Genomic DNA, 16659 nt, shown 5'->3' on the forward strand with positions numbered 1-16659 from the left:
GCAATGACGAAGTGTTCGACAGCTTTTCACGTGGTGGCCGGATGACCGAGGCCGAGCAGTGGCAGGAACGGGCGCTGTGCGCCCAGACCGATCCGGAGGCGTTCTTCCCGGAGAAGGGCGGTTCCACCCGCGAGGCCAAGCGGATCTGCATGGGCTGCGAGGTCCGCGACGAATGCCTCGAATACGCCCTCGCCAACGACGAACGCTTCGGCATCTGGGGCGGACTGTCGGAGCGGGAACGCCGCCGGCTCAAGCGCGGCATTATCTGATGCGGCGTGCCGCGTAGGCGCGGCCCGCTGAATTCCCGATGGCGACAACTGATTTCGTGAGGTCCGGGTAACTCGTGGGGTACCCCCAGAATGGCGGGAGCACCCAACCGCCGGCACGCGAATGGGACCGGCCACGGCTCTCAGCCGGGCGCTGAAGTCGCGGAGAGGCGGTCAAGCCTCGGGGTCGATCACATCGGGGTCGACCCCGAGATATGTCGCGATCTGCTGGACGAGCACCTCGCGCAGCAGGTCCACCAGATCGTCCGGATCGCCCGCCCGCAACTCGAGAGGTTTGCGGAACAGCACCACGCGGGCCCGGGTAGTGCGGCCGTAGCGATCTACTCCGGCCGGGATGAGGCGGGACAGCGGCACCGGGCCGTCGGCCACCACCTCGTCCGGCCAGGTGACCGAATCCGGGTGCAGCGGACGGATTTTCGGCACGTCGTCGACGGCGATGTCGAGCTTCGTCAACTGATCGTGCCAGCGGCTCTCCAGGGGCGCGAAGGCTTCCAGCACCAGGCGGTCGAACTGCTGGCCGCGGGTGCGCCGGGCCGGCACGGTGGGCGGCAGCATGGGCCCGCGCACACCCCGCCCGCGACGGATGACCGACCGCGCGGTGGGCGGTCGCCGGCGACGTGAACGGGTCATACCACGAATCTAGCGGTATTCGGCGACGGTGTTGGATTCGCCTCCGCTTCGCTAGCGACACGATTGCGAACCGACCGTTCACCCCGTTCCGACCGGCGGATCCCCGACACACCGAAGCCGTGAGGACCGTCGCTTTGAGCGTGTCCGTCCCCACGACGGGCGTGAGGGGGGTTACCCTGCATGACGTGATTCCCATGCGTCGTTGCTGCCGTCCAGGCTGCAAGAACCCGGCCGTCGCGACGCTGACCTATGTGTACTCCGACTCGATGGCGGTCGTCGGTCCGCTGGTCACGGTCGCCGAGCCGCATTCCTGGGATTTGTGTGAAACCCACGCATCCCGGATCACCGCGCCCAAGGGCTGGGAGCTGGTCCGCCACGAAGGCGGGTTTTCCTCCTCCACCCCCGACGACGATGATCTGACCGCGCTCGCCGAGGCCGTCCGCGAAGCCGGATTACGCCGCCGCACACCGGAACCCGATCAGCGTGGCTACTCCGACTACTCCCCCGCCCCGCAGCGGCCCACCCGCACCGGGCGCACCGGCAGACGCGGGCACCTACGGGTGCTACCGGATCCGCCCAACTGAACCGGGGCAGGCGGCGTTCCCCGGACATGCGCAGGTCCTCCGAATACAGCTCCCGGACGGGAGCCACTAGTGTGTTCTGCATGACCGACGCCCGTTCCGCCGAGTCCGTACATGCAGTCATCAAGGCATACGACGTCCGCGGGGTCGTCGGGGAACAAATCGACGCGAGTTTCGTCCGGGATGTGGGCGCTTCCTTCGCCCGCCTGATGCGCGGAGAAGGCGCGGCGCGAGTCGTCATCGGCCACGATATGCGCGACTCCTCACCGGAACTGAGCGAGGCCTTCGCCGAGGGCGTGCTGGCCCAGGGGCTGGATGTGGTGCACATCGGCCTGGCCTCCACCGATGAGCTGTACTTCGCCTCCGGCCATCTGGAATGCCCCGGCGCCATGTTCACCGCCTCGCACAATCCGGCCCAGTACAACGGCATCAAGCTGTGCCGAGCCAAGGCGCTGCCGGTCGGGCAGGACACCGGGCTGGCGACCATCACCGAGGAGGTCATCGCGGGCGTGCCCGCCTTCGACGGGCCGCGCGGCGCCGCCACCGAGGAGGACCTGCTCGCCGCCTACGCCGCCTTCCTGCACAAGCTGGTGGACCTGAGCGCCTCCCGGCCGCTGAAGATCGCCGTGGACGCCGGCAACGGCATGGGCGGGTTCACCGTGCCCGCCGTGCTGGGCACGCTGCCGCAGTTCACCATCGAACCGCTGTACTTCGAGCTGGACGGCAACTTCCCCAATCACGAAGCCAATCCGCTGGATCCGAAGAACCTGGTGGATCTGCAGCGCTACGTCCGCGAGACCGGCTCCGATATCGGCCTGGCCTTCGACGGCGACGCCGACCGCTGCTTCGTGGTGGACGAGCAGGGCGAGCCGGTGCCGCCCTCGGCCATTACCGCCCTGGTCGCCGAGCGCGAGCTGACCAAGGAGCCGGGCGCCACCATCATCCACAATCTGATCACCTCCAAGGCCGTGCCGGAGCTGGTGACCGAACTCGGCGGCACCCCGGTGCGCACCCGCGTCGGCCACTCCTTCATCAAGCAGCAGATGGCCGCGACCGGAGCCATCTTCGGCGGCGAGCACTCCGCGCACTACTACTTCCGCGACTTCTGGGGCGCCGACTCCGGCATGCTCGCGGCCCTGCACGTGCTGGCCGCCCTGGGCGAGAAGGATCGCCCGATGTCCGAGCTCGCCTCCGCCTATGCAACGTATGCCGCCTCCGGGGAGATCAACTCCACAGTGGCGGACGCGAAGGAGCGGACCATGGCGGTGGTCGAAGCCTTCGGCAAGCGCGCGAAGTCGGTCGATCGCCTCGACGGCGTGACCGTGCAACTGGCCGACGGCGCCTGGTTCAACCTGCGCGCCTCCAATACCGAACCGCTGCTGCGGCTCAATGTCGAAGCCCGATCGCAGGAGGAAGTAGACGCACTCGTGACCGAGATCCTGAGCATCGTCCGCGCCTGACTGGAATAGTGGAATCACAGAGCTTGGATTCACCAGCGGTGGTGACCCGATGAGGGGAGGTGGCAACGCCCGATGATCGCTGGGACACCGGTACTCGACCTCGATGACGTCGCCTCGCTGGAGGCGGCCGACGCCGGGGGAACTCTGCGCTCCGCCGCCTCGGGCGGCGCGCAGGTCCGCGCTACCGCCGCGGCGCTGGCCGAGGACGCGCTGACGCGACTGGCCGACCTACGACCGCGCAGCCTGGTGCTGGTCTCCGGCAGTGGCCGGGCCGCCCGCGCGGCCGCCATGCTCATTGCCGCGCTCGGGGATTCGACGAGTATGCCCGTGGTGCCGGCCGCCTCCGTGCCGCCCTGGGTGGGGCCGCTGGACGTGGTGCTGGTGGCGGGTGACGACTCGGGGGATCCGCGGCTGGCCGAATCCGTGGACCGGGCGTTGCGCCGGGGAGCGGAGGTGGTGGTCGCCGCACCCGATGAGGGTCCGATGCGCGCCGCCGCCGCCGGGCGCGCCACCATGCTGCCGCCGCGGGTGCGGGTGCTCGACCACAATCGGCTGCTGCGGTATCTGGCCGTGGGGATGGCGGTGGTGTCCACCATCGACCCGAATCGCACCGGGCCGCTGGTGCCCGAATTGAATGCTCTCGCAGACCTGCTGGATGCGGAGGCGCTGCGGGACGGCCCGCAGAGCGAGGCCTTCCACAATCCGGCCAAGATGCTCGCCACCCGCATGCAGCAGCGCAAGCGGATCGTGCTGGCCGGGGACTCCCCGGCGGCGGCGGAGCTGGCGGCGCACGGGGCCGAGGTGCTGCTGGCCGCGGCCGGGCAGATCGCCACGGCCGCATCCCTCGCGGAAACCGTTGCGGCGCACGCCCGCATGGTGGAGGCAGCGGGCGTCTCGGCGCCCGACTTCGATCCGCTGTTCCACGACGAGCAGCTGGACGGTCCCGCACCGGTGCAACAGGTGCGGGTGTTCGTGCTGAGCGCCGACGCCGATCAGGTGGCGGCGCGGCGGCGGCTGGCGCTGTTCGGCGGCGACGCCGGGCTGGTGGACGCCGATCTGGTGAGTGTGGATGCGGCGGCGGCCGATTCGCCGGCCGCGACGACCGCCCTCGAGGCGGAGGGGCAGGCCGCGCCCGCCCGCCGCGGCGGCGCCCTGGAACAGCTGGCGGTGCTCGCGCTGCGGCTGGAGATGGCGGCCGCCTACCTACGACTACTCGGATCCCGCCCGGCCACCGGTCGGGGAGGTTACGACGGGGGGCACTACTAAAGTGCACGAACTCGTTGGTGCGCTGCGTTCCTATGCTTGGGGTTCGCGCACCGCGCTCGCTCAGCTGTGCGGGCGACCGGTCCCGTCCGCCCATCCCGAGGCCGAACTCTGGTTCGGCGCGCATCCGGCCGATCCCGCCCAGGTCCGGATCAATGGCCACAGCCGCTCGCTGCTGGAGGTCGTCAGCGCCGACCCGCAGCACGAACTCGGCACGGTCGCGGGCGAATTCGGCGGCCGGCTGCCGTTCCTGCTGAAGATCCTGGCCGCCGAGGAACCGCTGTCGCTGCAGGCCCACCCCAGCATCGAGCAGGCGCGGGCCGGGTTCGCCCGGGAGAACCACGCCGGGGTGGCCATCGACTCCCCCATGCGCAACTACCGCGACGAGAACCACAAGCCGGAGCTCGTCGTCGCGCTGGACCGCTTCGAGGCGCTCGCCGGTTTCCGCGACCCGCATCGCACGGTGCGGCTGCTGCGCGGGCTCGACGTCCCCGAGCTGAACCAGTACGCGGAACTGCTGGCCGCCCAGCCCGATTCGGCCGGGCTGCGCACGCTGTTCACGACCTGGATCGCGCTCCCGCAGGCCAATATCAAGGCCCTGCTGCCCAAGGTGCTCGACGGCTGCGTCCGCTACCTCTCCGATCGCGAGACCGGATCCGACAGCGCGCCCAGGGAATTCACCGCCGAGATCAAGACCGCCCTGGAACTCGCCGAGGCCTATCCGGGCGATGCCGGGGTGCTGGCCGCCCTGCTGCTCAACCGCATCACCCTCGAACCCGGTGAGGGCCTGTTCCTGGATGCCGGCAACCTGCACGCCTATCTGCGCGGCGTCGGCGTGGAGATCATGGCCAACTCCGACAATGTGCTGCGCGGCGGTCTCACGCCCAAGCATGTGGACGTCCCGGAACTGCTGCGGGTCCTGGACTTCGAACCCCTCGACGTCCCGACCATCGAGCCCGAACCCGATAACGGCGGGTTCCGCTACGACACCCCGGCCCCCGAATTCGCCCTGCGCCGCTACGAATTGCCGCCCGGCGCGGATCCGATCCCGGTGCTGGCGAACGGCCCCGGCATCGCTTTGTGCACCCAGGGCACCGTCCGCCTCTTCCAGGGTGACGACAAGCTCCTGGTCGAATGCGGCCACGCCGCCTGGATCTCCGCCGCCGACGGCGAGATCCGGGCGCAGGCGGTCAACGGTCCGGCGCAGCTGTTCTGCGCAGCCGTCGGCGAGGACTGAGCTCCCGCCTATTTCCAGGGGTCCGGCGGCTTGCCCCGGGTTTCCCGGGAGAGGACCATGGCCCGCCTGCTTCCGGGGGTTCGGGGGCTTGCCCCCGGGTTTCCCTCTCTCCGGGGGTGTGGGGCGTAGCCCCCACAGTTCCCAGGACATGGATAAGCTGTCCCGTCGAGCGCAATTTGCGAAACGGACACGGAGGAGCAGCGCATTGTCTGCGGGTGGCGGTAAAAAGGCGATCCTGGCGGCGCTCGGCGCGAACGCCGGCATCGCGACGGCGAAGTTCATCGGCGCGGCGATCACCGGATCGGCGTCGATGCTGGCCGAGGCGGTGCACTCGGTGGCCGACACCTCGAACCAGGGCCTGCTGCTGCTCGGCCAGCGCAGGGCCGAGCAGGAAGCCGATGAGCTGCACCAGTTCGGGTACGGGCGCAGCCGGTACTTCTACTCGTTCGTGGTGGCGCTGGTGCTGTTCACCCTCGGCTCGATCTACGCGGTCTACGAGGGCATCCACAAGATCCAGCATCCGGAGGATCTGACCTCCCCGATCGTCGCCATCGCCATCCTGGTCATCGCCATCGGCCTGGAGACCTTCAGCTTCATGACCGCGGTGAAGGAGTCGCGCCCGCTCAAGGGCGATGCGAGCTGGTGGCGCTTCATCCGCAACTCCCGCAGCCCGGAGCTGCCGGTGGTGCTGCTCGAGGACACGGGCGCCCTGGTGGGCCTCGTTCTCGCACTGTTCGGCGTCGGCCTCACCATGATCACCGGCAATGCGGTCTTCGACGGCATCGGCACCCTGTGCATCGGCGTCCTGCTCGGCATCATCGCCATTGTGCTGATCATCGAGATGCACAGCCTGCTCATCGGTGAGGGCGCGACGCCGGGCGAGGATCGCGTCATTCGCGACAAGCTGGTCGACGGCACTCGCATCGACCGCGTCATCCACCTCAAGACCCAGTATCTGGGCCCGGAGGAACTGCTGGTGGCGGCGAAGGTGTCCATCGTGCCCGGCCTGGAGATCGCCGAGATCGCGGCCGCCATCAACGACGCCGAGGAGCGGGTGCGCGCGGCCGTCCCGGCGGCCCGGGTCATGTACCTGGAGCCGGATCTGTACCGCACCGAGCCCCTCGACGCATCGGGCAGCGGCAAGTCCCTCTGACGGCAGCGTCACACCGACCGCCCGGCGTGTGCCCGCACGCCGGGCGGCTCCGCGCCACTAGCGTTGGCTGCCATGGCATCCGGTGGCGGTAGGAAGGCGATTCTGGCGGCGTTCTCCGCGGACGCCGGTATCACCCTGGCGAAGTTCATCGGCGCGATGATCACCGGCTCCGGCTCCATGCTGGCCGAGACCATGCATTCGCTGGCCGACACCGCCAATCAGGGTCTCCTGCTGGTCGGCCGCCGGCGTGCCGAACAGGAACCGGATCGCCTGCACCCCTTCGGGTACGGCCGCAATCGCTACTTCTACTCGTTCGTGGTGGCGCTGGTCATCTTCACCATGGGCGGGCTGTACGCCATCGACGAGGGCATCACCAAGATCCGGCATCCGGAGCAGCTGAGCTCCCCGCTCGTCGGCATCGCCATCCTGCTGGTCGCCCTGCTGCTGGAGTCCTTCAGCCTCGCCACCGCCCGCCGCGAATCCGCACCCCTCAAAGGTCGTGGCAGCTGGTGGAAATTCATCCGCACCACCCGCAATCCGGAACTGCCGGTGGTGCTCCTGGAGGACAGCGGCGCCCTCATCGGCCTGGTGTTCGCCTTCGCCGGCGTCGGCCTGACCATGCTGACCGGCAATCCGCTGTGGGACGGCATCGGCACCCTGGCCATCGGAATCCTGTTGTTCTGCATCGCCATCGTCCTCATCGTGGAAATGAAGAGCCTGCTCATAGGCGAGGGCGCCACCTCCGACGAGGACCGCCGCATACGCGAGAATCTGGTCGACGGCACCCGCATCGACCGCGTCATCCACCTCAAGACCCAGTACCTGGCCCCCGAGGACCTGCTGGTCGCCACCAAGGTCGCCATTACCCCGGGCCTGGACATCGCCACCGTGGCCGCCGCCATCGACGAGGCGGAAGCCCGTGTCCGCCAGGCGGTCCCGACAGTCGGCGATATCTACATCGAACCGGACCTGTACCGCGCCGACGCCTGACGCGCGGTCACCGGCCGGTGCGATCGGGCCGCCTCGACCCGTCAGTAGATGGCGCGGAGCAGGTCGAGCGGATCGGTGCGGTTGCCGAATTCGTGGCGCAGCGCGTGGCGGGCGGCGTAGAGGCCGTTCATGCCGTGGACGCCGGGGCCCGGGGAGGTGGCGGAGGAGCAGAGGTAGACGCCTGGCAGCGGGGTGCGGTAGGGGTTCCAGCGCGGGACGGGGCGGAACACCGTCTGGCGGAGGGTCATTGCGCCCGCCGAGATATCGCCGCCGATGTAGTTGGCGTTGTGGGCGGGCATGGTGGCGGCGGTGCGGACATGGGTGGCGAGCACGAGGTCGCGGAAGCCGGGGGCGAAGCGTTCCACCTGGGCGGTGATGGCTTCGGTCATGTCCCGGGTGGAGCCGTTGGGAACGTGGGCGTAGGTATAGAGGGTGTGCTTGCCCGCGGGAGCGCGGGTGGGGTCGACCACGCCGGGCTGGATGGCCAGCACGAAGGGCCGTTCGGCGTGTTCGCCTGCGGCCACGGCCTTTTCGGCCGCCACGGCTTCGGCACGGGTGCCGACCAGGTGCAGGGTGCCCGCGCGGTCGCAGCCCAGCGCCCGCCAGGGGACCGGTCCGGAGAGGGCGAAGTCGACCTTGCAGGCCGCGCCGCCGTAGCGGAATCCGCCGAGCTGTGCGGCGTAACCCGACGGCAGGCGATCGGCGGCGATGCGCTGGAATTCGGCGGGGGCCAGATCCAGCAGCACCGTTCGGACATCGTCGAATTCGTCGATGGAGTCGACCCGGTGGCCGGTGACGATCTTGCCGCCGTGGCGGCGCAGGTCGGTGGCGAGGGCGTCGATGATGGTCTGGCTGCCGCCACGCGGGACGGGCCAGCCGCGCACGTGCGCGAGCGTCCCGAGCAGCATGGCGACGCCCGCGCCCGGAATGCCGCGGGGCGGTCGGATGGCGTGGGCGGCGACGCCGGTCAGCAGGGCGCGGGCCGTCTCCTCGCGAAAACGCAGGTTCCACAAGGGCGTCGACTGCTCGACCAGGCGCCGGGCGAACCGAATGCCGGTGGGGATATCGAGGGGTGGATGCCGCAGATCGGACATGCCGAGACCGACCACGCCTTCCCAGTCGCGGACCAGCGGACCGAACAGGCCCCGCCAGGCCGCGCCGTCGCGGCCCAGGCCGTCCACGGTGTGGTCGAGGTCGCGCCAGGCCAGCCCGGCATGACCGTCGTCGAGGGGATGCGCGTAGGACACCTGGGGCGCGAGCAGTTCGACTCCGTGCAGCTCCAGGTCGAAGGCCCGGAAGAACGGCGAGGCCACGGCCATCGGATGCGCGCCCGCGCACAGGTCATGGCGGAAGCCGGGCAAGGTGACCTCGGCGGTGCGGCAGCCCCCGCCGAGGGCGTCGGCGGCCTCGTGCACCTCGACCTCGAGTCCCGCGCGCGCCAGGATCACCGCCGCCGCAAGCCCGTTGGGTCCCGACCCGACCACGACCGCATCAGCCATGATCACAGCCTAGGCCGGATCGGCGGCCGACCGGCCGCACCGTGACGAACCACGCGCCGGCTCAGCCGCGACCGGTCCACTCCGCGAGCAGAATATCCAGGCGCTGGGCACGAAAGTCCGGCCGCAACCGGCCACCTCGATCCAGCGTGGCGAGACCGTGCAGGGCGCTCCAGGCGACTTCGGTGAACGTTTCGACATCGTGGGGCGGCGCGAAGGGCGCGAAGGTCTGCAGCAGTTCGAAGAACGCGTCCTTCAACTGCTGCGGCGCCTCGGGCCCGAACTTCAGATCGGTGCGGAGCAGGAACATGGCGTCGTAGAGCGCCGCGCTGTCACGCGCGAACGCCAGGTACCCCTCGGAGACGGCGCGTACCGCCGCCTCGGGACTGTCCGCCGCCTCCCGGAGTTCCCTTGTGGCGGCAGCCAACTCGGCGGCCCCCTGCAGGGCCACCGCGGAGACGATGGCGTCCTTGCCCGCGAAGTGGCTGTAGAGCACGGGCTGGCTGTATTCGATCCGGTCGGCGAGACGGCGGACCGTCACCGCGTCCCAGCCCTGGGTCTCGGCCAGCTCGCGCGCGGTGTCGATGATGAGCTGGTGCCGATCGGCGCGTTCACGTTCCTTACGGGTCTGGATCGGGTTCACGAGCAAACTCTAGCACCGCTAGACAATCTATCCACGTATGAGTTAGCGTTGCTTCATCAGTTAGCACTGCTAGATTCTGGAGCGCAGCACCATGACCATCTCCCGCATCGCCACCGCCTTCGCCCTGCTCGGCGCGGCCTTCGTCCTCTGGTTCGGAACCGGCTACCTGTTTACCCCGGAGTCCTTCGCCCCCGGCTTCGGCCTGCCCGCCTGGCCGAGCGGCGAGGCCGCCGCCTTCCTGAACGTGAAGGGCGTGCGCGACACCACCTTCGGCCTCCTGATCCTGGCCCTGCTGGCCGCGCGACAGCGGTACGCGCTCGGCATCGTCACGCTGGTCATGGCGCTCGCCCCCATCGGCGACATGCTGACCGTGCTGCGCTGGGACGGCTCCACCGCCGCCGCCTTCGGCATCCACGGCCTGACCGCGGTGTTCGTCGCGATCACCGGCCTGCTCCTGGTGCGCGAAGACCGCACCGCCGCAGCGGGATCCACCGCCGCCATCGATATCGTGAGCCCCGTCACAGCGCGATGAATTCCGGCGGGGTGGTCCGTCTGCTGTTCCGAGACACACGGACGAAGGAGATTCCCATGGCGACCGCCAAACCGCACGGCCCCGCTTCCTACTTCCCCTCGATCGAGGCGAAGTACGGCCGCACCATCGACGAGTGGTTCACCGTCCTGCGGGAGAGCGGCGTGACCGGCCACAAGGCTTTGGTCGATCTCCTGAAGACCGACCACGCCCTGGGTCACGGTCACGCTACAGCTCTGGTGCAGTACCACCTGAACCCGGAGAAGTGGGCTTCCTGATCTAGAATCACTGCTCAGCACGTGGCTTTACCAGCACTTTCTCGCACGGCGTGACATGAGTTACCCGAATCGACGAAAGGGAAAGGCCCGCAATGTCAGTGCGAAAATCCACAGCCGCCGCCCTCGCTCTGGGCGCGCTGTTCGCCCCCGTGATCATGGCCGCCGGACCGGCGCAGGCCGCGCCGATCCAAGGCTCCTGCTCGGGCGGTCAGGTCACCATGAACACCAGCCCCATCGGCATGGGCGAGAGTCCGATCACCGCGCACATCGATGGGCAGCTGACCGGCTGCAGTGGCACGCCGGGGCAGAGCGCCCGGGTCGTCGGCGATTTCCAGGGCGCCGGCAGCTGCTTCGATGTGAACGGCAATGTCAATGGCCAGCTGCTCTGGGACAATGGCGAGATCTCGAATATCTCCGGTCCGTACCACGTCGCCGGCGGCCCGACCCCGCCGCCCTCGACGAATACCGTGCCCCTCGCGGAAGGCGGCGCGCTGACTATCACCCAGGCCGGGCCAGACTCCGGGGCAGTGACGGGTCCGTGCATGGAGGGGTCCGCCCGCCAGCTGAATGTCCCCGTTCTCGCGGCCTCGTTCGGCTAGCAACCGGGACGTGCCGGAAAGCAATCGGCCGCTCGCAGTGCGAGCGGCCGATTGCTTTGTGCGGCAGGTGTTTCTACACGTCGGTGGAGAAACGGATGCCGCCGTCCGGGATGTTCACCCCGGGCCACACCCGTGCGCCGCGTAGTAGTTCGCAACGCGCCCCGACCTCCGCGCCGTCACCGATCACGGCATCGCGCACCAGGGCGCGCGGGCCGATCTTGGCGCCGAAGCCGATGATCGAACGCTCCACGGTCGCACCGGCTTCCACCACCGCGCCGTCGAAGAGCACCGCGCCGTCCAGGCGAGCGCCCGCGCCGACCTCGGCGCCGCGGCCGACCACGGTGCCGCCGATGAGCAGCGCGCCCGGGGCGACGCCGGCGCCATTGTGCACCAGCGATTCCCCGCGCTGTCCGGGCAGCGCGGGCGAGGGGGCGATACCGCGCACCAGATCGGCGGAGCCGCGCACGAAGTCCTCGGGGGTGCCCATATCGCGCCAGTAGGAGGTGTCGACATGGCCCTGGATATGCGCGCCCTCGGCCAGCAGCGCCGGGAAGACCTCGCGTTCCACCGACACCGGGCGGCCCGCGGGGATCTTCTCGATGTATTCGCGCCGGAAGACGTAGCAGCCGGCATTGATCTGGTCGGTCGGCGGATCCTGGGTCTTCTCCAGGAACGCGGTGACCCGGCCGTTCCCGTCGGTGGGCACGCAGCCGAAGGCGCGCGGATCGCTGACCCGGACCAGGTGCAGGGTGACATCGGCGTTCGAGGTGTGGTGGGTGTCGAGCACCGCGCCCAGATCGGTGCCGCCGAGCACATCGCCGTTGAACACCATGACGGTGTCGGCGCGCAGCTTGGGCAGCACATTGCGGATGCCGCCGCCGGTGCCCAGCGGTTCGCTCTCGAAGACGTAATCGATCTCGAGCCCCAGCTCGGAGCCGTCGCCGAAGCGGTCCTCGAACACCTCCGCCTTGTAGGAGGTGCCGAGCACGACGTGTTTGATGCCGGCGTCGGCGATGCGCGCCAGCAGATGCTGCAGGAACGGCAGTCCGGCCGTGGGCAGCATCGGTTTGGGGGCGGACAGAGTCAGCGGACGCAGCCGGGTGCCCTGGCCCCCGACCAGGATCACCGCATCCGTGGACCCGGCATCATTGCCGTTGTTCGCCATCTTCTCCCCTGCTTGTCAGGTGGTCTATGAATTCGTGCGCTCGCGCTCACGCAGCGCAGATCGAACCGCAAGCTTGCAGCGGATCGCAAGTCCAGCCTTGAGCGCGAGCCGCAGCGGAGCCTGCCACCAGTGCGGATGCCGGTCGGCCTGGAATCGGTAGGCGCTGGCGTGATGCGCCGGGAGCATGGTCTCCGGGTGGCGACCGGCGGCATGCCCCTTGGCGTGCGTGACCTCCGCGGACGGTACGAACACATTGTGCCAGCCGGCCTTGCCCATGCGGTCGCCGAAGTCCACATCCTCCATATACATGAAGTAGCGGGAGTCGAAGCCGTCGATCGAGTCGAAGGCGGCGCGTCGCACCAGCAGGCAGGATCCGGACAGCCAGCCGACGGTGCGCTCGGAGATCTGCTCGTTCTCCTGGCGGTAGCGGCGGGTCCACGGATTGCCCGGCCAGACGGTGCCGAGGATGGCGTGACCGGCGCCGTCGAGCAGGCCGGGCACCGAGCGCGCGGAGGGGTAGACGCTGCCGTCCGGCTCCAGCACCATCGGGCCCAGGGCGCCGGCGCGGGGCCAGCGGCGGGCGGCGGCGAGCAGCTCGTCGAGCGAGTCGGTGCCCCAGCGAATATCCGGGTTGGAGATGACGATGAACTCGATCTCCGGGTCGATCTCGGCGACCGCCCGGTTGATGGCCCCGCCGTAGCCGATATTGCCGCCGGTGCGCAGCAGCCGCACGTGCGCGTTGGCGTCGGCGACCAGTTCCGGCACACCGTCGGTGGAACCGTTGTCGGCCAGGATGACCTGCGGCTTCTCGCTGGTGGCGGTGGCTAGCGTGCTGATGAAGTGTTCCAGGTGCTCACCGGGCGAGTAGGTCACCGTGACGACGGCGATAGTCGGCCGTCCAGCAGAATCCGAGGGGCTCACGGACGCCCAGCCTAGTCGGAGATGGCGTGCAGTGCGTCGTTCAGTGCCGCGCGCCAGTCCCGCAGCGGGGTGAGCCCGGCGGCGGCCCAGGATCGCCCGGACAGCACCGAATAGGCCGGGCGCGGTGCGGGTCTGGGGAAATCCTCGGTGCCGCAAGGGTGTACGCGCGCCGGGTCGGCGCCGAGGCCGGTGAACACCGCGCGCGCAAGATCGAACCAACTGGCTTGTCCGGCGTTGGTGGCGTGCAGGATTCGCGGCATACCGGCCTGTTCGCCCGTTTCTGGCAACCGCTCCGCAAGCTCGATCAGACCGGCCGCGAGATCCGGTGCGTACGTGGGCGATCCGAACTGATCATTCACCACGCTGATGGTCTCGCGTTCGCGTTCCAGCCGCCGCATGGTGGCGACGAAATCGGCGCCGCGCCCGGTGTAGACCCAGGCGGTGCGAACGATGCGCGCTTCGGGCGAAAGGTCCAGTACCGCCTGCTCTCCCGCCAGTTTGGAGCGGCCGTAGACAGTGGACGGACCGGTCGGATCGGTGGGCTCGTAGGGCCGGTCGGACGTGCCCGGAAACACGTAATCGGTGGACAGGTGGATGAGCCGCGCACCGGCTTCGGCGCAGGCCGAGGCCAGCACCGCCGGTCCGGTGGCATTGTCCGCGAAGGCCGCGTCCACCTCGGATTCGGCCAGGTCAACCGCGGTATAGGCGGCACAGTTGAGAACCACGTCCCCGGGCCGCACCACCCGGCGCACCGAGTCGGCGTCGACGATATCGAGGTCGCCGCGGCCGTAGCCGCGGGCGCCGGGGGCGAGCCGGAGCAGGGCGCGGCCGAGCTGTCCGCTCGCGCCCGTCACCACGAGCCGCGCGGTGAGCGGTGTTACGGAGGCGGAAGTCACGGCGGTCAGTCTGGCATGTCCGGAGGCTACCGCGCACTCCCGGCCCACCTGCGGGAATGCCGGGCGCGCGGGCCCGGCGGCGCGGGGTCGGCACGACTCACGGAGCGCCGGCTACACCGACATGAACGACCGCCCGTCTAGCCTGCCTTAGGGGGCATTCCATCGGCACCACCTCGATCGCGGGGTGCGGTCGGCCGCATACGGGAAAGGATCAGGGGTTGCCGGACAGCACAATGGCATCCGCACCGCTACCGTCGCGGCGGCCCAGGTCGCCGCGTTCACGGGCGTTCCGGATGACGCCGCCGCGGGTGTTGTCGGCGCTGGCCGCGGTGCTGGTGCTGGCGGCCACCGGGTTCGGCTGGCACAGCGTGGATCAGCTGGTGTCGAGCATCAACCGGATCGGCGATCTGGGTCTGGGCGGGGGCAAGGACGGCGCGGTCGACATCCTCATGGTGGGCATCGACAGCCGCACCGACGCGCACGGCAATCCGCTCACCGATGCGGAGCGGGCCATGCTGCACGCGGGCGACGAGGTGGGACTCAATACCGACACCATCGTGCTCATCCGGGTGCCCAACAACGGCGAGTCCGCGACGGCCATCTCGATTCCCCGCGATTCCTATGTCGATATCCCGGGCCTGGGCATGGGCAAGATCAACTCCGCGTACGGCACCACCAAACTGAACGAGCAGCAGAAACTCCTCGACAAGGGGGTGGCGCCGGAGGAGGCCGATCAGGAGTCCACCCTGGCCGGGCGGCAGGCGCTGATCAAATCGGTCGCCAACCTCACCGGCCTGACCGTCGACCACTACGCGGAGGTCGGGCTGCTCGGTTTCGTGCTGCTCACCGATGCCGTCGGCGGGGTCGAGGTCTGCCTGAACAACGCGGTGTACGAACCGATGTCGGGCGCGGACTTCCCGGCCGGGCGGCAACGGCTGGACGGCGCACAGGCTTTGAGCTTCGTGCGGCAGCGGCACGAACTGCCGCGCGGCGATCTGGACCGCATCGTGCGTCAGCAGGTGTACATGGCGCAACTGGTGCACCAGGTGCTGAGCGCCAGGACGCTCACCAATCCGGGCCGGCTACAGGAACTCAGCGACGCGGTGGGCCGCACGGTGGTGCTCGACGACAATTGGGATGTGCTGGCCTTCCTGCACCAGCTGCAAGACCTGTCCGGCGGGCAGGTGAAGTTCGAGACCATTCCGGTCAAGGATCTCAACGGCTGGACCGATGACGGCGAATCGGTGGTGCGGGTCGATCCGGCGGCGGTGCAGAAGTACGTCGCCAAGATGGTCGGCGAGGACGCGGACTCGCACGAGGAGACCGGCGGCGTCGATCCGGCCACCGTCACCGCGGACGTCTACAACGCCAGCGGCGTGGGCGGGCTGGCCGGGCAGGCGGCACAGGCGCTGGCCGCCAAGGGTTTCCGCACCGGCACCGTGGACAACTGGATCGGCGGACCGGTGCAGAGCAGCCGGGTGCTGGCGGCCGGCGGGAGCGACCCGAAGGCCCGCGCGGTGGCGCAGGCCCTGGGCGGCCTGCCGGTGATCGCCGACGCCGGGCTGCCGCAGGGGGCGGTCCGGGTGGTGCTGGCGAGTGACTACTCTGGTCCGGGTTCGGCGACAGCGAGCGGGGGGACCGGAATGTTCACCAGCTCGACCATGACGCCGGTACCGCCAGCTCCACCCATCGATGCCGGGCAGAACGGACCCAAATGCGTGAACTAGACGAGACCCTCACCGAAGCGGTGCTCGACCCCATCCTGGCCCGCGATCCGGCGGGCCCGCGCATCACCTATTACGACGACGCCACCGGCGCGCGCATCGAACTGTCGGCGCTGACGCTGGCCAACTGGGCGGCCAAGACCGCCAATATGATCCGCGACGAATTCGGGCTGTCCTCGGGCAGCCGGGTGGCGGTGCTGCTGCCCGCGCACTGGCAGACCGCGGCCGTGCTGCTGGGCTGCTGGTGGGCGGGGGTCGAGGTGGTGCTGCACGCCGATCAGGACGCCGAGCTGGCGCTGGTCACCGCGGACCGCATCGACGAGGCCGGGGATATTCCGGAGATCGCGGCGCTGTCGCTGGATCCCATGGGCATGCCGGTGCGCGATCTGCCGATTGGAATCACCGATTACGCGACCTCGGTGCGCGTGCACGGCGATCAGTTCCGGCCGGGCGGGATCGGCTGCGCGCTGGATGGCATGTCGGTATCGGAGGCGCTGGAAGCGGCCCGTAAATCGGCGGCGCGGCAGGGGTTCACCGCCGGTGATCGCGTGCTTTCCAGCAGTTCGTGGGACACCCCGGCCGAATTGATCGACGGGTTCATCGCCGTATTGGCGGCGGGCGCGTCGTTGGTGCAGGTCGCCAACCCGGACGCGGCCGCCCAGGAGCGCCGCGTCGACACGGAGCGGGTGACCGCACAGCGGGGCTGACCGACCGCACAGCGCAGCCGACTCCTACCGCGGTAGGAGTATTCGCTCACTCCCCGGGATGTTTTCCACCCCTATGGATTTCCGTACCGTGGAGACCATC

18 protein-coding genes are annotated in these 16659 nt (G+C 69.5%); 12 read left to right on the top strand and 6 right to left on the bottom strand.

Annotated features, from left to right (window positions below):
- Positions 1-41: 41 nt before the first annotated feature.
- Positions 42-269 carry a WhiB family transcriptional regulator gene (locus ACFVIV_RS26490; RefSeq protein ID WP_040861059.1) on the top strand — a complete coding sequence of 76 codons (228 nt, stop codon included), beginning with the start codon at positions 42-44 and terminating at the stop codon, positions 267-269.
- Between the two features lie 171 nt (positions 270-440).
- Here the strand turns inward: ACFVIV_RS26490 and ACFVIV_RS26495 are convergent, their stop codons facing one another.
- Positions 441-917: a metallopeptidase family protein gene (locus tag ACFVIV_RS26495; protein ID WP_379200743.1), complete on the bottom strand. Its 477-nt coding sequence runs from the start codon at positions 915-917 to the stop codon at positions 441-443.
- A 194-nt stretch (positions 918-1111) separates the two neighbouring features.
- Here ACFVIV_RS26495 and ACFVIV_RS26500 point away from each other — a divergent pair, with 194 nt between their 5' ends.
- The 6 genes from ACFVIV_RS26500 (at position 1112) to ACFVIV_RS26525 (ending at position 7601) form a co-directional block, all read left to right on the top strand.
- Complete coding sequence (locus ACFVIV_RS26500) at positions 1112-1501, top strand: DUF3499 domain-containing protein (RefSeq protein ID WP_379200810.1); 390 nt, start codon at positions 1112-1114, stop codon at positions 1499-1501.
- Between the two features lie 80 nt (positions 1502-1581).
- Complete coding sequence (locus ACFVIV_RS26505; protein ID WP_379200745.1) at positions 1582-2958, top strand: phosphomannomutase/phosphoglucomutase; 1377 nt, start codon at positions 1582-1584, stop codon at positions 2956-2958.
- 72 nt (positions 2959-3030) lie between these two features.
- Positions 3031-4224: a tobH protein gene (locus tag ACFVIV_RS26510; RefSeq protein ID WP_379200747.1), complete on the top strand. Its 1194-nt coding sequence runs from the start codon at positions 3031-3033 to the stop codon at positions 4222-4224.
- A 1-nt stretch (position 4225) separates the two neighbouring features.
- Positions 4226-5458 carry a mannose-6-phosphate isomerase, class I gene (gene manA / locus ACFVIV_RS26515; RefSeq protein WP_379200749.1) on the top strand — a complete coding sequence of 411 codons (1233 nt, stop codon included), beginning with the start codon at positions 4226-4228 and terminating at the stop codon, positions 5456-5458.
- A 205-nt stretch (positions 5459-5663) separates the two neighbouring features.
- A complete protein-coding gene (locus ACFVIV_RS26520; protein WP_379200751.1) occupies positions 5664-6611 on the top strand; it encodes a cation diffusion facilitator family transporter in 948 nt (315 codons plus the stop codon).
- A 72-nt stretch (positions 6612-6683) separates the two neighbouring features.
- Positions 6684-7601 carry a cation diffusion facilitator family transporter gene (locus tag ACFVIV_RS26525; RefSeq protein ID WP_379200753.1) on the top strand — a complete coding sequence of 306 codons (918 nt, stop codon included), beginning with the start codon at positions 6684-6686 and terminating at the stop codon, positions 7599-7601.
- A 41-nt stretch (positions 7602-7642) separates the two neighbouring features.
- Here the strand turns inward: ACFVIV_RS26525 and ACFVIV_RS26530 are convergent, their stop codons facing one another.
- Together ACFVIV_RS26530 and ACFVIV_RS26535 are read right to left on the bottom strand one after the other, a co-directional pair.
- Positions 7643-9100, bottom strand: coding sequence for a phytoene desaturase family protein (locus ACFVIV_RS26530; RefSeq protein ID WP_379200755.1), 1458 nt, complete (start codon positions 9098-9100; stop codon positions 7643-7645).
- A 61-nt stretch (positions 9101-9161) separates the two neighbouring features.
- Positions 9162-9740, bottom strand: coding sequence for a TetR/AcrR family transcriptional regulator (locus tag ACFVIV_RS26535; protein WP_379200756.1), 579 nt, complete (start codon positions 9738-9740; stop codon positions 9162-9164).
- A gap of 91 nt (positions 9741-9831) precedes the next feature.
- Between ACFVIV_RS26535 and ACFVIV_RS26540 the strand changes: the two genes are divergently transcribed.
- From ACFVIV_RS26540 to ACFVIV_RS26550, 3 genes are all read left to right on the top strand, one after another.
- Positions 9832-10272 carry a DUF4267 domain-containing protein gene (locus ACFVIV_RS26540; RefSeq protein ID WP_379200758.1) on the top strand — a complete coding sequence of 147 codons (441 nt, stop codon included), beginning with the start codon at positions 9832-9834 and terminating at the stop codon, positions 10270-10272.
- Between the two features lie 56 nt (positions 10273-10328).
- Positions 10329-10547, top strand: a complete 219-nt coding sequence (locus ACFVIV_RS26545) for a DUF4287 domain-containing protein (RefSeq protein ID WP_379200760.1) — start codon at positions 10329-10331, stop codon at positions 10545-10547.
- A gap of 92 nt (positions 10548-10639) precedes the next feature.
- Positions 10640-11146, top strand: a complete 507-nt coding sequence (locus tag ACFVIV_RS26550; RefSeq protein ID WP_379200762.1) for a hypothetical protein — start codon at positions 10640-10642, stop codon at positions 11144-11146.
- A gap of 73 nt (positions 11147-11219) precedes the next feature.
- Here the strand turns inward: ACFVIV_RS26550 and ACFVIV_RS26555 are convergent, their stop codons facing one another.
- Genes ACFVIV_RS26555 through rfbD form a run of 3 tightly spaced genes read right to left on the bottom strand, consistent with a single transcriptional unit; the run spans position 11220 to position 14137 of the window.
- Complete coding sequence (locus ACFVIV_RS26555) at positions 11220-12311, bottom strand: sugar phosphate nucleotidyltransferase (protein ID WP_379200764.1); 1092 nt, start codon at positions 12309-12311, stop codon at positions 11220-11222.
- Positions 12312-12335: 24 nt separating this feature from the next.
- Positions 12336-13232, bottom strand: a complete 897-nt coding sequence (locus ACFVIV_RS26560) for a glycosyltransferase family 2 protein (RefSeq protein WP_379200766.1) — start codon at positions 13230-13232, stop codon at positions 12336-12338.
- An 11-nt stretch (positions 13233-13243) separates the two neighbouring features.
- On the bottom strand, positions 13244-14137 hold the full coding sequence (gene rfbD, locus ACFVIV_RS26565) for a dTDP-4-dehydrorhamnose reductase (RefSeq protein WP_379200812.1): 894 nt from the start codon (positions 14135-14137) through the stop codon (positions 13244-13246).
- 284 nt (positions 14138-14421) lie between these two features.
- On the opposite strand from rfbD, the gene ACFVIV_RS26570 reads away from it, so the two are divergent.
- Both ACFVIV_RS26570 and ACFVIV_RS26575 read left to right on the top strand, forming a co-directional pair.
- Positions 14422-15855, top strand: a complete 1434-nt coding sequence (locus ACFVIV_RS26570) for an LCP family protein (protein ID WP_379200768.1) — start codon at positions 14422-14424, stop codon at positions 15853-15855.
- The gene (locus ACFVIV_RS26575; RefSeq protein WP_379200770.1) at positions 15843-16559 is read left to right on the top strand and encodes a TIGR03089 family protein; all 717 of its coding nucleotides are present in this window, start codon (positions 15843-15845) and stop codon (positions 16557-16559) included. The genes ACFVIV_RS26570 and ACFVIV_RS26575 overlap by 13 nt, the downstream gene beginning before the upstream one ends.
- Positions 16560-16659: the final 100 nt, after the last annotated feature.

This window comes from Nocardia sp. NPDC127526 (assembly GCF_042672265.1).
Taxonomy (GTDB): domain Bacteria; phylum Actinomycetota; class Actinomycetes; order Mycobacteriales; family Mycobacteriaceae; genus Nocardia.